Raw genomic sequence first — 13,794 nt, forward strand, 5'->3', positions numbered from 1 at the left:
GGCGCGGAGAAGGAGCGACAAGGCATGGCAGACGGCATCTTCATCGGCTCTGCGGACGGCGGCGAACGGCAGGTGCTGGACCTGTCACGCGCCAATCGCCACGGCCTGATCGCGGGCGCGACCGGCACCGGCAAGACGGTGACGTTGCAGAGTTTGGCGGAGGATTTCAGCCGCGCCGGCGTGCCGGTGTTCCTGGCCGACGTGAAGGGCGACCTGTCCGGCATCGCCATGCCCGGCAGCCCGACGGCCCGCAGCGCAGCAGCGCTGGAGGCGCGCGCGGCGGAGCTGGGCGTTATCGACTATGCCTACGAGCCCGCGCCGGCGGTGCTGTGGGACCTGTGGGGCGAACAGGGGCACCCGGTCCGCACCACGGTAAGCGAGATGGGCCCGCTGCTGCTCGCCCGCCTGCTCGACCTCAACGACACGCAGGAAGGCGTGCTGAACATCGTCTTCCGCTTCGCCGACGAGGAAGGCCTGCTGCTGCTCGACATGGCGGACCTGCGCGCCATGCTGGCCCATGCGGCGGACAATGCGAAGGAACTGTCCGCCCGCTACGGCAACGTCACCCGCGCCAGCGTCGGCGCGATCCAGCGGCAATTGCTGGCGCTGGAATCGCAGGGCGGCGACATGTTCTTCGGGGAGCCGGCGCTGGAGATCGAGGACTTCATCGCCCATGACGAGGGCGGTCGCGGCATCGTCAACGTGCTGGCTGCCGATCGCCTGATGCGGTCCCCCCGCCTCTACGCCACCTTCTTGCTGTGGCTGCTCGCCGAATTGTTCGAGGTGCTGCCGGAGGTGGGCGACCTCGACCGGCCCAAGCTGGTTTTCTTCTTCGACGAGGCGCACCTGCTGTTCACCGACGCCAATCCCGCGCTGCTGCAAACCGTTGAGCAGGTGGTGCGGCTGATCCGGTCGAAGGGCGTGGGCGTCTATTTCGTGACGCAGAACCCGATCGACATTCCGGAGAAGATCGCCGGGCAGCTCGGCAACCGGGTGCAGCATGCGCTGCGCGCCTTCACCCCGCGCGACCAGAAGGCGATCCGCGCCGCGGCGGAAACCTTCCGCACCAATCCGGCGCTGAACGTGGCGACCGCCATCGCGGAACTGAAGGTGGGGGAGGCGCTCGTCTCCACCCTGCTGCCCGATGGCGCGCCGTCGATGGTACAGCGCACGAAGATCAAGCCCCCCCGCAGCCGGCTGGGGCCGCTGACGCCGGAGGAGCGGACCGCCATCCGCGCGGCCAGCCCCATTGGCGGCTGCTACGACCGGGTGGTGGACCGGGAAAGCGCGGCGGAGGTCATTGCGCAGAAGGCCGCCGATGCCGCCGCGACCGCGCAGGAGGTGGCGGAACGGGGCGAGGCCGAGGTGATGAAGCGCGAGCGCAAGTCGCCCTCGATCTGGGGCAAGGCAGCGAAAAGCGCAGCTGGTGCAGCGGCGAGTTCCGCCGGAGCAATCGCCGCGGGCGCCGTCAGCGGCCGCCGCAGCCGCGCTAGCCCGATGAAGAATGCCGCGACCAACGGTCTTGGCTCCATCGCCGGCGACCTGATGGGCCCGCTGGCGGGGCGCTTTGTCAGGAACCTGATCGGCGGGCTGATGCGGTAGCGGATCATCCTCCCCGCTTGCGGGGAGGGGGACCACCCGCAGGGTGGTGGAGGGGGCGGGCCGCATGTGCCGCGCTGGCGGCCCGCCCCTCCGTCAGCGGCCTGCGGCCGCTGCCACCTCCCCACAAGTGGGGAGGAACATAGGTTCAGCGCGCCTCCAGCCGCAGCCAGCCGGCGATCTGCTCGCGCATGCGGGGCGCGCTTTCCAGCCGCTGTTCGATCCCGCCGACCACGCGGTCGATCGCCACCTGCTCGTCCGCCGGGGTGCCGGACCTCAGCAGCGCCAGCTTGTTCAGGATCGCCGGGTCCTGCGACTGCGCGGCCAGCCCGGCGAAGTAGCGGGCGCGGGCCGAGTTATCGACCAGCTTCTCCACCGCCGCGCGGTTCTCGATGGCGAAGTCGTACGCCATCTCCGGATGCTCGCTCGCCACCGCGCTGATGATGCGGGCGCTGGACGTGCCCGCCTCGCCCGACAGCGCCAGCGCCAGGGCGCGACGCGCCAGCGCCTCGTCCGCGACGGCACCCAGCCGCTGGTAATAGGTCTGCCGCTCCACGGTGCTGGTCGATTCCTTCGCGAGGCGGGCCAGCAACTCCCACTGTTCGGGCGTGGCGTTGCGCGCGGTCAGCGCCAGCCAGGTGGCCTTCAGCGGACCGTCCAGGCTGCGCGGATCGCTCGCCAGCCCGGCCAACCGGCGGCTGCCTTCGGCCAGCACGGTCGGCTCGCCCATGTCGCCCAGCGTCCCGATCAGCTCGGCCCGCAGATTCGCATCGGCCACCGTGTCGTTCGCGCGCTGTTCCCAGCCCATCCGCCGCAGCACCGGCAGGTACTTGGCGACCGCCAGGTCGCGCAGCCGCGCTTTGTCGGCATCCGTATCCAGCAGCGCATAGGCCGCGCCCCAGCGGGCCACCGCGCTTTCGCTGACCACCGGGTTGGCATTGGCGGGAATCGCCGACAGCAGGTCCAGCGCCGGACCGGCCGGCTGGTAACCCGCCTGCGCCAGCGACCAATTGTCGCGCATCAGGCCGAGCTGATCGATCGGCTGCAGCGTTGGCATCGCCTTCGCCAGGTCGGCGACCATCGGCGCGGAATAGAGCGTGCGGAAATAGCCGAGCTGCCCACCGTTCACCACCACCGGGCCGCAGCCGGGCAGGACCATGGTGGTCTGCCCCTGCAACACCTCGCGCACGGGCGCAGTGCGGCCGACCTGCACGTTCAGCGGCACGCGCCAGCGGGTGGGATTGGCGGCGACCGCGTCCTTGCGGTCGCGGCTGAACTCGCTCTGGCTCAGCGATAGCCGGGTGCGGCCATCGGCGCAGGTCGCCTCCGCCGTTACCAGCGGCACGCCGGGCTGGCGGGTGAAGTCATGCGCGATGTCGGTCAGCCCCTCGGCGCCCGCCGCCTCCGCCGCGGTCCATAGATCGTCGCTGACCGTGTTGCCGTATTGATGCTCCGCCATGTAGCGGCGGATGCCGTCGCGCCACACATCCTCGCCCGCGAACGCCTCCAGCATGGCGATCACCGCCTCGCCCTTCTGGTAGGCGATGGCATCGAATGCCTGGTTCGTCTCGCTGACGGTGCGGATCGGCTGCACCACCGGGTGCGTCGATGCGAGCGAGTCCAGATCCATCGCGCCCTCGCGTCCGCCCACCCGGCTCAGCAGCGCATGCCATTGCGGGTTGAAGTGGTCGGTGGCCTTGGTCTCCATCCAGCTGGCGAAGCCCTCGTTCAGCCACAGATCGTCCCACCATGCCATGGTGACGATGTTGCCGAACCACTGGTGCGCCACCTCGTGCGCCTGCGTGGTGTAGAGCTGCTGCCGGCTGGCGGCGCTGGCGACCGCCGGATCCTCCAGCAGGATGCGCTCGAAGGTGAAGATCGCGCCCCAGTTCTCCATCGCGCCGAAGAACTGCGATTCGCCCGGGCCCGCGATGTTGTCGAGCTTGGGCAGCGGGTAGTTCACGCCGAAATAGTCGTTGTAGTAGCCGACCATCGGCGCCAGCGTATCCAGCGCGTAGGCGGACTGCGTGCCGCTGCCGGTGGGGGCGACGATGCCGACCTCCACTCCATCAGCCGCCTGCTTCGCCACCCGCTCGAAATCGCCCAGGCCGAAGAACAGCAGGTAGCTCGACATCTTGGGGCTGGTGCGGAATGTCACCCGCTTGGTCCCGTTGCCCAGATCCTGCTCACCCGCGACGGGCATGTTGCTGACCGCCATCTGCCCGGTGGGCACGGTCGCCGCCAGGTCGAACGTCGCCTTGTAGCTCGGCTCGTCGAACATGGGCGCGAAGCGGCGCGCGTCGGGCGCCTCGAACTGGGTGAACAGGCCGCGCACCTGTTGGCCGGTGCGCTTGTCGGGGTAATCGAGCGCGAACAGGCCGTTCGCCTGCGTGTTGATGATCCCGCTATAGCTGGTGTCCACGCGGTAGCGGCCCGGCTGGATCGCGCGCGGCGCCTTCAGGCTGACGGTCTGCGCCTCCGGATCGACGGTCCAGCGCAGCGGGATCGCGGTGCCGCTGCCATCGGCGGGTAGCAGGCGGGCGGCGGAAAAGGTCAGGTCCACCGCATGCATCACCAGCGTGTCCGTCCGCTCGAACACCTCGACGTCCGCCGCCGTCGTCCCCACGAAGCTGAGGTTCGCCGCATCGGGCACCACGTCGATGCTGTAATGCAGCGGGCGCGCGGTGCGCGGCAGGTCGGTGTTGGTGCTGGCGGGCAGCGGCTGGGTGGTCAGCGCGGCATTGGCGGCCAGCGGGGCACCGTTGGGGCCGGTGGCGGTGGTGGCGCAGCCGGCCAGCAGCGCTGCCGGTGCGATCGATGCAAGAGCAAGGGCGGTCAGGCGCTTCAACGGGTGTCTCCCGGCACGTGAATGTTGCGATTGCAACCGTCATTGGCGCAAGGCTTGTTCCCGCGCAAGCGGCACCCTAGGTGGCGGGCCATGGTCACTGTCGCCAGCTGGAACATCAATTCCGTCCGCCTGCGCATGCCGCTGGTCGAACGCCTCCTCCGCGAAGAGGCGCCCGACGTCCTGTGCCTGCAGGAGATCAAGACCGCGGCCGAGCATTTCCCCGCCGCCGACCTCGCCGCGCTGGGCTACACCCACCAGGTGATCCACGGGCAGAAGGGCTATCACGGCGTCGCGACGATCGCCCGCGTGCCGATCCGGGAGATCAGCCGCCATGACTGGCAGGACAATGGCGAGGCGCGCCATGTCGGCGTCGAACTGACCGGCCCGGAAACGCGCGGTATGGTGATCGAGAACGTCTACGTTCCCGCGGGCGGCGACATCCCCGACCGGGAGCAGAACGTGAAGTTCGGCCAGAAGCTGGACTTCGTGGAACGCATGACCCGCTGGGCCGAACGGGTGGACCGCCCGACGCTGATCGTGGGCGACTTCAACATCGCCCCGCTGCCGTCCGACGTGTGGAGCCACAAGCAAATGCTGAAGGTCGTCAGCCACACCCCGATCGAGGTGGAGGCGCTGGAACGGTTCCGCGCCGCGCATGGCTGGGTCGACCTCGGGCGGCAGCACATCGCGGCTCCGGCGCGCTATTTCAGCTGGTGGTCGTACCGCTCCCCCAACTGGCAGGCGAACGATCGCGGGCGGCGGCTGGACCATATGTGGGCCAGCCCCGACCTTGCCGCCACGATGGTGGATCATCGCGTGCTGGAAACGGCGCGCGCCTGGGACCGGCCGAGCGACCATGTGCCGCTGGTGTCGGAGTTCGCGCTCTGAGCGACGCCGGCTCCGGCAGGCGGGCGGCGCAGGCGGTCGATGCGCTGCGCCATGGCTGGCCGATCGTGCTGCCCGGCACGCCGCCGCTGCTGCCGGTGGAGACCGCGCCCGACGACCGCGCCGCCGCGCCCCGCCTGCTGCTGTCGGCCGCCCGCGCCGCCACGCTGAAGCTCGCTAACCAGCGCGATGCCGCCGATCCGCACGCCCCCGTGCTGATCCGCGACATCGCGCCGGTGGACCTTGTCAGCGCCCGCGCCATCGCCGACCCGGCGCTGGATCTGGCGACCCCGCTGAAGGGCCCTTTCGCCAGCGAGGCGCTGCCATGGGCGGACGGTGCGGCGGCGGCGCTGGAACTGGCGCGGATCGCCGGCATCCTGCCCGCCTTCCTGGTCGATGCGGAGCCCGCGGCGGAGCCGGTCACCGTCGCCCCCGCCGACCTTGCCGTGCTGCAGGACCCCGGCCGCCTGTTCCTCGCCACTCGCACCCGGCTGCCAGTCGCGCAGGCGGAGGAGGCGGAAATCGCCGTGTTCCGCGCGCCGGACGACCTGCGGGAGCATGTGGCACTCGTCATCGGCCGTCAGTCGGGCGAGCGGGTGCCGCTGGTGCGGCTGCATTCCGAATGCCTGACCGGCGACATCCTGGGCAGCCTGCGCTGTGACTGCGGCCCGCAGCTCGACGCCGCGCTCCACGCCATGGCGGCGGAGGCGGCGTCGGGCGGCTGGGGCGTGCTGCTGTATCTGCGGCAGGAGGGGCGCGGCATTGGTCTCGTCAACAAGATGCGCGCCTACCGCCTGCAGGATCAGGGCTTCGACACGCTGGAAGCGAACATCCGCCTCGGCCTGCCGGCGGAAGCGCGCGACTTCCCGGTTGCCGCACGCATGCTCGACCTGCTGGGCGCACGCACCATCCGCCTGCTGACGAACAATCCGGCGAAGCTCGCCGCATTGCAGGCCGCCGGGGTCACCGTCACCGAACGCGTCCCCCATCAACTGCCCGGAAACCCGCACAATCACCGCTACCTCACCACGAAACGCGATGCGGCAGGGCACCTGCTGACATAGCGGCGGGCGGAACCGTTAAGCAGAAATTTGCAAATTTGCCCCAATCCGGCCTTCGGGCTTGGGGGGTGAGCAATGCATTTCGACCTTCTTACTCTCTATTACCTCGCCATCGGCACGCTGCTGCTCAGCGCGGGGCTGACCTTGTGGGAACGGCACGCGCATCCGCAGCGTGGCCGCGAGCTGCGGCTGGCGGCGACCGGCTATTGCGTGCTGGCGCTCGGCTGCGCGATCGCTTCGGCCCGGGCGCACTTCCCGGCGGCGATGGGCGCGGCGCTCGGCAATCTGGTCCTGACGGCGGGCTATCTGGTCGTGCTGAACGCGGTGGCGATCATCAACGGCCGGACATATCGCCGCGCCTCCGTCGCCCTCATCCTGCTCCTCGCAGTTATTTGGACGATCGGCGGATCGGCGTGGGAGGCTTCGCTGTGGAACTACATCAGCGCCGCGCCGATCGCGGCGGTGTGCGCGATGACCGCGCGCGAGGTGCACGGCAGCTACCTTTTGCGCGCCTTGCGATCACGGCACGTCATCGTCGCCGTCAGCGGCGGTCACGCCCTGTTCTACGTCGCCCGCGCCACCATCCTGCCACTGGTGGCGGCGGGTTTCGGCCCCGATGCCCTGACGATCGTCGCCAAGGCGACCATGTATGAAGGCGTGCTGTATTCCGTCGGCTTGCCGATGGCGCTGCTGAGCCTGGTGCGTGAGGAGGCGCACAACCACGTGCTCGGCGCATCGCGCACCGATTACCTGACCGGCCTCGCCAATCGCCGCTGGTTCTTCGAGGAAGGGGAGCGCATCGTCCGCGACGCGCCCGCATGCCGGCAAACCGCTCTGCTGGCCTTCGACCTCGACCATTTCAAGTCGATCAACGACCGCTTCGGACATGCGGCCGGGGACGAGATCCTGCGCCTGTTCGCCCGCGCGGCGCAGGCGAAGGCGGGCGGCGACGCCGTACTCGCCCGGATCGGTGGGGAGGAGTTCGCCGCGCTGCTGCCGGACCATGGGGCGCAGCGATCCAGGCTGGTCGGCCAGGCCATCGCCAAGGCATTCACGCAGGCGGTCGCAAGCGATCCGCGGTTCCCCGGGCTGCGGGCCACCGTCAGCATCGGCGTGGCGGAACATGGCGCCGATGGCACCAGCCTCTCCGGCCTCCTGTCCGCCGCCGATCGCGCGCTCTATGCGGCGAAATCCAGCGGGCGCAACCGGATCGAACTGGCATCGCCGGTCGATTTCGCCCACGCCTGCTGACCGGATCGGGCTACCCCCCGGCGATCACCTCCAGGAAGGCGTCGGCGTACAATTCCAGCTTGCGCTCCCCCACGCCGGGGATAGCCGCCATCGCGCCGCGCGTGGCCGGACGCGCGGCGGCCATCTCGCGCAGCACGGAGTCGTGGAAGATCACGTAAGGCGGCACCTGCGCCGCCTTGGCGAGATCGCGGCGCCTCTCCCGCAGGGCATCGAACAGCGGATCGGGCGGGTAGTCGCCGGCGGGCGCACCCCGACCGCGACGGCCGCCCTTGGCCGATGGTGCTGGGCGCACGATGGCAACCTCCGCCTCCCCTTTCAGGATCGCACGCGCGTCGCCGTCCAGCTTCAGCCCGCCATGCTCATTCGCCACCAGGCTGCCGCGCGCCTGCAATGCACGGGCCAGCGGTTGCAGCAGACGCGCCTCCTCGCCCTCCACAATGCCGAACACGCTCAGCCGGTCATGCCCGCGCTGCCGCACCCGCTCGTCCTCCGCCCCGGTCAGCACCTTGGTCAGGTGCCCCAGACCGTAGCTCTGCCCGGTGCGGTAGACGGCCGACAGCAGCTTGCGCGCCACGTCCGTCGCATCGATGACGCCCGGCGGCGACAGGCAATTGTCGCAATTGCCGCAAGTCGCCGGCGGGTCCTCCCCGAAATGGCGCAGCAGGATCGCACGGCGGCAGCCCGGCGCCTCGACCAGCGCGGCCAGCGCATCCAGCCGGGTGCGTTCGCCCGCCTGTCGCTCCGGCTCGACCTCGGCAACCCGCTGGCGCGCGGCGACGAAATCGCCCGCGCCCCACAGCAGCACCGCCTCCGCCGGGTCGCCGTCGCGCCCGGCGCGGCCGGTTTCCTGATAATAGGCCTCGATCGACTTGGGGATGCCGGCATGCGCGACGAAGCGCACGTCCGGCTTGTCGATCCCCATGCCGAAGGCGACGGTCGCCACCATCACCATGTCCTCGCTGGCGACGAACGCCGCCTGATGCTCGGCCCGCTGCTCCGGCGGCAGGCCCGCGTGATAGGGCAGCACCCGCCGACCGCGCGGCTGATCCAGCGCCGCGGCAATATCCTCCACCTTGCGGCGAGTTGGCGCGTAGATGATCCCCGGCCTGTCATGTTGGGCCAGCAATTGCTTCAACTGGGTGCCGGCGCCCTGGCGCGGGCGGATGTGGTAGCGGATGTTGGGCCGGTCGAAGCCGGCGACGATCAGGCCATCCGCCGGGATGCCAAGCTGCTGCAGGATGTCGGCCCGCGTGTGCCCGTCAGCCGTCGCCGTCAGGGCCAGCCGCGGCACTTGCACGAACGCATCCATCAGCGGACGCAACTGGCGATAGTCGGGGCGGAAATCGTGGCCCCACTCGGATACGCAATGCGCCTCGTCCACCGCGAACAGCGCCAACGGGGCGCTTCCCAGCAGTTCCCGGAAATGTGGCTGGCTGGCGCGTTCGGGCGCGACATAGAGCAGGTCCAGCTCTCCGTTGCGGAACGCAGCCACCGTCTGCGCCCGGTCGGCGTCGGCACTGGTCAGCGCCGCCGCGCGGATGCCGTTCATCCGGGCGGAACGGAGCTGGTCGTGCATCAGCGCGATCAGCGGGCTGATGACGATGCAGGTGCCCGCCAGCAGCGTGGCCGGCAACTGGTATGTCAGCGACTTGCCCGCACCCGTCGGCATTACCGCCAGCGTGGACCGTCCGGCCAGTACGCGCGCCACCACCTGTCCCTGCACGCCGCGGAAAGCGGGAAAGCCGAAGGTGGTGCGCAGCGCGTGTTCGGCCCGGTCCAAGGTCGCACTATCCATGCGCACCGCCGTGCCACGGGGCCGCATGCGGGGGCAAGCGCGGCGGCGGTTTTCTTGTGGCCCGCGCTGGACTAAGGCACCGGCAAGCCCATCTGTGGCGCTTCAAGGAGATATGCCCATGAGAAAGATCGCCCTGTTCGCCGCCGCTCCGCTGCTCGCCGCGCTGGCCGCTTGCGGCAGTTCCGACGATGCGAGCGAGGATGCCATCGCCGATACCGTGGAGATGCCCGCCGACCAGGCCATGACCGAAGCGCCGATGCCCGCGCCCGATGCCGGGATCACCGCGCCCGAGCCGGCGATCGACGCCGGCGCCCCGGTGGAAGATGACGTTGACACCACCGCCGCAGCCGCCGACGCGGCAGAGGCTGCCGTGGCCGACATCGAGTCCGAGGCTGCTGCCGCCGAAGCGGCCACGCAGGCGGCCGAAAGCAGCATGTGATGCACCGGCGCGCGGCGCTGCTGCTGCTGCTGCTGCTGGCAACAGCGCCCGCCGCCTGCGGCCCGGCCGAACAGGCGCCCGTCCCACAACAGGGGGAGGAGGCCAGCTTGCGCCGGGCGGAAGCGATGCTGGCCGAGCGGCCGGATACCGCGCAGGAAAAAGGGCCGGCCCGCGAATAGCGGACCGGCCCTTCCCCGTTCTTCAGCGCGCGATCAGTTCGCGGCGTCTTCCACCGGCTGGGTCAGCGTGTCGCTGTCACCCTCGGCCGCGTCTTCGATGTTATCGGCCTGTGAATCCATCGCGTCTTCCTGCGCGTCGTTGATGACGCCGCTGTCTTCCAGCGCATCGGCGCGATCCTCGATCGCCTCGGCGGTTTCCTCGGCCGCCTCTTCCTGCGGGCTGTCACAGGCCGCGACAGTCAGGCCCAGGGCGGCGACGGCAGCCAGGCTAAATACGGTCTTCATGAGCAAACTCCCTTGTTGCTTGCAGGTAAAACTTCAGCGGATCAGGTCTGGCCGCAGCAGGTTGACCGCTGCTACCAGCGCCAGCGATCCCGCCAGCGACACCAGCAGCGCACCTGCATCATAGTGGGTGCCGAGCAGGCTGGCCCCGCCCGCCATGGGGTTGATGACCAGTCCGGTCAGCAGCGCGCCTAAAATACCGAGCGCCACGTTGCGCATCACACCCCGTCCATGATCGCAACCAGCGGCACAGGCTGATACCAGCCCCAGCACGCCGCCGACCACCAGAAGGAAGATGAAACCCACGTGAAATGCTGCCTTGTTCCTTAACTTAAGACAGCAAATCGTTCGGTCGCGGAATTGGTTCCGGCAGGCGGATCAGCCCAGCAGCAGCCAGGCCAGCGTGCCGCCGCCCAGCACGATGCGGTACCAGGCGAAGGGGGCGAAGCCGCGCCGGCTGACATAGGCGACAAAGGCGCGGATCACGACCAGCGCGGTCAGGAACGCGGCGCCGAAGCCCAGCGCGATTTCCGTCCAGCCGATCGCGCTGGTGCCGGCAAACAGCGTCGGATCGTCGGCGATCTTCACGACGGAAGCGCCCAGCATGGTGGGCACCGCCAGGAAGAAGGAGAATTCCGCCGCAGTCTTGCGACCCGTGCCCATCGCCAGCGCGCCCAGGATGGACGCGGCGGACCGGCTGGTGCCTGGGATCATGGCGAGGCATTGAGCGAAACCGATTGCCACCGCGGTACGCATCGGCATTGCGGCGACGCCCGTGTCGGGCCCGGGACGCACGGTGCGTTCCAGCACCAGGATGGCGATACCGCCCACCACCAGCGCAATCGCCACCACCAGCGGGCTTTCCAGCATCGCGCTGATCGCGTCCTTGGCAATCAGGCCAATCACCGCCGCCGGCAGGAAACCCAGCACGATGTTGCGCAGGAACCGCCAGGACGTGGGGTCACGGCGCAGCAGGCCGAGGCCCATGGTCCAGAACAGGCGCCAGTACGTGACCACCACGGCGCCAATCGCGCCAAGCTGGATCACTACGTTGAACTGCGCCCACTGGCCGGGGTCGTAGCCGAAGAAGCTCTGCGCCAGGATCAGGTGCCCGGTGGAGGAGATCGGCAGGAATTCCGCCAGCCCTTCCAGGATGCCGAGCAGGATGGCGGTGATCGTAGTGTCCATGGACGCGACGTGTCACGGCGCGGTGCAACGAAGTCAAGCGCTTCGCTGCACCGCACAATGGCTGGATGTTACCAGATGTGGACGCGCTGCTCCGGCGGCAGGTACAGTTCGTCGCCCGGCTGCACGTCGAACGCCTTGTACCAGGCATCGTTGTTACGCACGACGCCGTTCACCCGGAACTGTTCGGGGCTGTGCGGATCGGTCAGCATCTGCTGACGGAGCGCAGCCGGCCGCGTCGCCGCGCGCCACACCTGCGCCCATGCAAGGAAGAAACGCTGGTCGCCGGTCAGCCCGTCGATCACCGGCGCCTCCTGCCCGTTTAGCGACATGCGGTACGCGCGGTACGCCAGGCTGAGACCGCCGACGTCGCCGATATTCTCGCCCAGCGTCAGCCGCCCATTAACGCACGGCTCGCCCTCGCCCAGCGGGCAGTACTTGTCGTACTGCGCCGCCAGTTCGTCACCCAGTTCGGTGAAGCGGGCAAGGTCGCTGTCCGCCCACCAGTTGCGCAGCACGCCCTTCCCGTCGCTCTTGGCGCCCTGGTCGTCGAAGCCGTGGCCCATCTCGTGGCCGATAACGGCGCCGATGCCGCCATAATTGACCGCCGGGTCGTTTGACGCACCGAAGAACGGCTGCTGCAGGATCGCGGCGGGGAACACGATCTCGTTGAAGACCGAGTTGTAATAGGCGTTCACCGTCTGCGGCAGCATGCCCCATTCGGTGCGATCGACCGGCTGGCCGAGCTTCGCCCGGTCGTCCGCCTGGTGCCACGCCATCGAACGCACGCGGTTGCCCAGCGCGTCACCCGGGCGGATCTCCAGCCCGGCATATCCCTCGAACGTGTCGGGGTAGCCGATCTTGGGCGTGAACGCGTCGAGCTTCGCCACGGCTTCACGCCGCGTGGCATCGGTCATCCAGTCGTTTTCCGCCAGGCTGGCGGCGAGCGCCTTGCGCATGTTGGCGACCAGATCGTCCATCGCCACCTTGCTGGCCGGCGGGAAGTAGCGTTCCACATACAGCGCGCCCAGCTGCTCGCCCAGCTGCGCCTCGGTCGCGCCGATTGCGCGCTTCCAGCGGGGGCGCTGCTCCTGCGTGCCGCTCAAGACCTTGCCGAACATGTTGAACGCCGCCTCGTCGAACCGGCGCGGCAGGACGGAGGAGTGACCGGTGACGAACTGCGCCGCCATGAACGCCTTCAGCGTGGCGAGGTCAGTGGTGGTCACCAGCTCCATCATGGCCGGCAGGCCGCCCCCAATGGAATTGAGCTGATCCGCGCTCCACCCGAACTCACGCAGTTCCTCCGCCGTGGGTGGCAATTGCGGCACCAGGAAGCTCGACACCTGGCCGAAGCCGGCGGCATCCAGCAGCGCGCCGGTCGGGAAGGCCGGGGCCAGTGCCGCCAGTTCCGTCCGGGTCAGCTTGTTGTAGGTGAGATCGCGGTTGCGCATCACCGCGCGGTCCCACTCGATCAGCGCCACCTGATGCTCAAAGGCGTAGACCGCGTCCGCCGCCTTGCGCGGATCGGCATAGCCAAGCTCCCCGAAGACGAAGGCGAGATAATCGCGGTAGGCGGCCTGCACCTCCGCATTGCGCGGATTGCTGTCCAGGTAATAATCACGGCTGGGCAGGCCCAGGGCGGAGAAGCCGACATTGACGATGTAGCTGTTGGGGTCCTTGGGATCGACCCGGACGCCCGCATCGACCAGGCTGGGGATGCCGGCTTCCGGGAACAGCCGCACCAGCGCGGCCACATCGCCTGCACCGTAGATGCGGCCCAGCATCGGCTGGGCGGGTGCGAGGCCCGCGGCGTCGATCGCGTCCGTGTCCATGAAAGCGCGGTACGCATCGACAATGCGCCGCTCCGCCGTGCCGGGTGCAGGCTCCGTCGCGGCCAGGTCGCTCACCAGCTTCTCGACATCGGCGGTCGATTTCTCCGCCAGGATGTTGAACGCGCCGAAGCGGCTGTATTCGGGCGGGATCGGGTTGTCGCGCAGCCAGGTGCCGTTGACGTAGGCGTTGAAGTCATCGCCGGGATCGACAGTGCGGTCGATCAGCGCCGGATCGACGCCCCAGCTGCCGAAGCTCATCGTCGGGGTCGGCGGACGTTCCGGGCTCGCGTCAGTGGAACTGGGGGCAGGCGCGGCATCCTGCGCCAGAGCCGGCATGGCAAGCATCAGGGCGGCGGAGGACGCCGTTGCGGCAAGGATGCGACGAAGCATGGAAGCCTTTCAAAGAGATAAGCGCCCGGGCGGCCGCCCGGCAACAGT

12 protein-coding genes are annotated in these 13,794 nt (G+C 69.3%); 6 read left to right on the forward strand and 6 right to left on the reverse strand.

What is annotated here, in order from left to right:
- Nucleotides 1-24 precede the first annotated feature (24 nt).
- On the forward strand, nucleotides 25-1,602 hold the full coding sequence (locus V5740_RS09940) for a helicase HerA-like domain-containing protein (protein ID WP_347302322.1): 1,578 nt from the start codon (nucleotides 25-27) through the stop codon (nucleotides 1,600-1,602).
- Between the two features lie 145 nt (nucleotides 1,603-1,747).
- On the opposite strand, the gene V5740_RS09945 is transcribed toward V5740_RS09940, so the two are convergent.
- On the reverse strand, nucleotides 1,748-4,447 hold the full coding sequence (locus V5740_RS09945) for a M1 family metallopeptidase (protein ID WP_347302323.1): 2,700 nt from the start codon (nucleotides 4,445-4,447) through the stop codon (nucleotides 1,748-1,750).
- Nucleotides 4,448-4,537: 90 nt separating this feature from the next.
- On the opposite strand from V5740_RS09945, the gene V5740_RS09950 reads away from it, so the two are divergent.
- The 3 genes from V5740_RS09950 (at nucleotide 4,538) to V5740_RS09960 (ending at nucleotide 7,644) form a co-directional block, all read left to right on the forward strand.
- Nucleotides 4,538-5,335 (forward strand): exodeoxyribonuclease III, encoded by a 798-nt coding sequence (locus tag V5740_RS09950; protein WP_347302324.1) that lies wholly within the window; start codon nucleotides 4,538-4,540, stop codon nucleotides 5,333-5,335.
- Nucleotides 5,336-5,400: 65 nt separating this feature from the next.
- A complete protein-coding gene (gene ribA, locus V5740_RS09955) occupies nucleotides 5,401-6,396 on the forward strand; it encodes a GTP cyclohydrolase II (protein WP_347302325.1) in 996 nt (331 codons plus the stop codon).
- Nucleotides 6,397-6,468: 72 nt separating this feature from the next.
- The gene (locus tag V5740_RS09960; RefSeq protein WP_347302326.1) at nucleotides 6,469-7,644 is read left to right on the forward strand and encodes a GGDEF domain-containing protein; all 1,176 of its coding nucleotides are present in this window, start codon (nucleotides 6,469-6,471) and stop codon (nucleotides 7,642-7,644) included.
- A gap of 10 nt (nucleotides 7,645-7,654) precedes the next feature.
- Here the strand turns inward: V5740_RS09960 and recQ are convergent, their stop codons facing one another.
- Nucleotides 7,655-9,439, reverse strand: a complete 1,785-nt coding sequence (gene recQ / locus V5740_RS09965) for a DNA helicase RecQ (RefSeq protein WP_347302327.1) — start codon at nucleotides 9,437-9,439, stop codon at nucleotides 7,655-7,657.
- Between the two features lie 118 nt (nucleotides 9,440-9,557).
- Here recQ and V5740_RS09970 point away from each other — a divergent pair, with 118 nt between their 5' ends.
- Entirely contained in the window at nucleotides 9,558-9,878 is a 321-nt protein-coding gene (locus V5740_RS09970; RefSeq protein WP_347302328.1) for a hypothetical protein, read from the forward strand.
- Nucleotides 9,878-10,057: a hypothetical protein gene (locus tag V5740_RS09975; protein WP_347302329.1), complete on the forward strand. Its 180-nt coding sequence runs from the start codon at nucleotides 9,878-9,880 to the stop codon at nucleotides 10,055-10,057. The genes V5740_RS09970 and V5740_RS09975 overlap by 1 nt, the downstream gene beginning before the upstream one ends.
- A gap of 33 nt (nucleotides 10,058-10,090) precedes the next feature.
- Here the strand turns inward: V5740_RS09975 and V5740_RS09980 are convergent, their stop codons facing one another.
- The 4 genes from V5740_RS09980 to V5740_RS09995 form a co-directional block, all read right to left on the reverse strand.
- Nucleotides 10,091-10,342 carry a hypothetical protein gene (locus tag V5740_RS09980; protein ID WP_347302330.1) on the reverse strand — a complete coding sequence of 84 codons (252 nt, stop codon included), beginning with the start codon at nucleotides 10,340-10,342 and terminating at the stop codon, nucleotides 10,091-10,093.
- Nucleotides 10,343-10,375: 33 nt separating this feature from the next.
- On the reverse strand, nucleotides 10,376-10,645 hold the full coding sequence (locus tag V5740_RS09985) for a GlsB/YeaQ/YmgE family stress response membrane protein (RefSeq protein ID WP_347302331.1): 270 nt from the start codon (nucleotides 10,643-10,645) through the stop codon (nucleotides 10,376-10,378).
- Nucleotides 10,646-10,717: 72 nt separating this feature from the next.
- Complete coding sequence (locus V5740_RS09990; RefSeq protein ID WP_347302332.1) at nucleotides 10,718-11,527, reverse strand: undecaprenyl-diphosphate phosphatase; 810 nt, start codon at nucleotides 11,525-11,527, stop codon at nucleotides 10,718-10,720.
- Nucleotides 11,528-11,595: 68 nt separating this feature from the next.
- Complete coding sequence (locus tag V5740_RS09995) at nucleotides 11,596-13,746, reverse strand: M13 family metallopeptidase (protein ID WP_347302333.1); 2,151 nt, start codon at nucleotides 13,744-13,746, stop codon at nucleotides 11,596-11,598.
- Nucleotides 13,747-13,794: the final 48 nt, after the last annotated feature.

Origin of the sequence: Croceibacterium sp. TMG7-5b_MA50 (genome assembly GCF_039830145.1) — a bacterium.
GTDB lineage: Bacteria > Pseudomonadota > Alphaproteobacteria > Sphingomonadales > Sphingomonadaceae > Croceibacterium.

Coding starts and splice junctions, on each gene's coding strand:
- V5740_RS09990 (WP_347302332.1), bottom strand. CDS start 11,527: ATGGACACTACGATCACCGCCATCCTGCTCGGCATCCTGGAAGGGCTG.
- V5740_RS09960 (WP_347302326.1), top strand. CDS start 6,469: ATGCATTTCGACCTTCTTACTCTCTATTACCTCGCCATCGGCACGCTG.
- V5740_RS09950 (WP_347302324.1), top strand. CDS start 4,538: ATGGTCACTGTCGCCAGCTGGAACATCAATTCCGTCCGCCTGCGCATG.
- V5740_RS09995 (WP_347302333.1), bottom strand. CDS start 13,746: ATGCTTCGTCGCATCCTTGCCGCAACGGCGTCCTCCGCCGCCCTGATG.
- V5740_RS09940 (WP_347302322.1), top strand. CDS start 25: ATGGCAGACGGCATCTTCATCGGCTCTGCGGACGGCGGCGAACGGCAG.
- V5740_RS09980 (WP_347302330.1), bottom strand. CDS start 10,342: ATGAAGACCGTATTTAGCCTGGCTGCCGTCGCCGCCCTGGGCCTGACT.
- V5740_RS09970 (WP_347302328.1), top strand. CDS start 9,558: ATGAGAAAGATCGCCCTGTTCGCCGCCGCTCCGCTGCTCGCCGCGCTG.
- recQ (WP_347302327.1), bottom strand. CDS start 9,439: ATGGATAGTGCGACCTTGGACCGGGCCGAACACGCGCTGCGCACCACC.
- V5740_RS09975 (WP_347302329.1), top strand. CDS start 9,878: ATGCACCGGCGCGCGGCGCTGCTGCTGCTGCTGCTGCTGGCAACAGCG.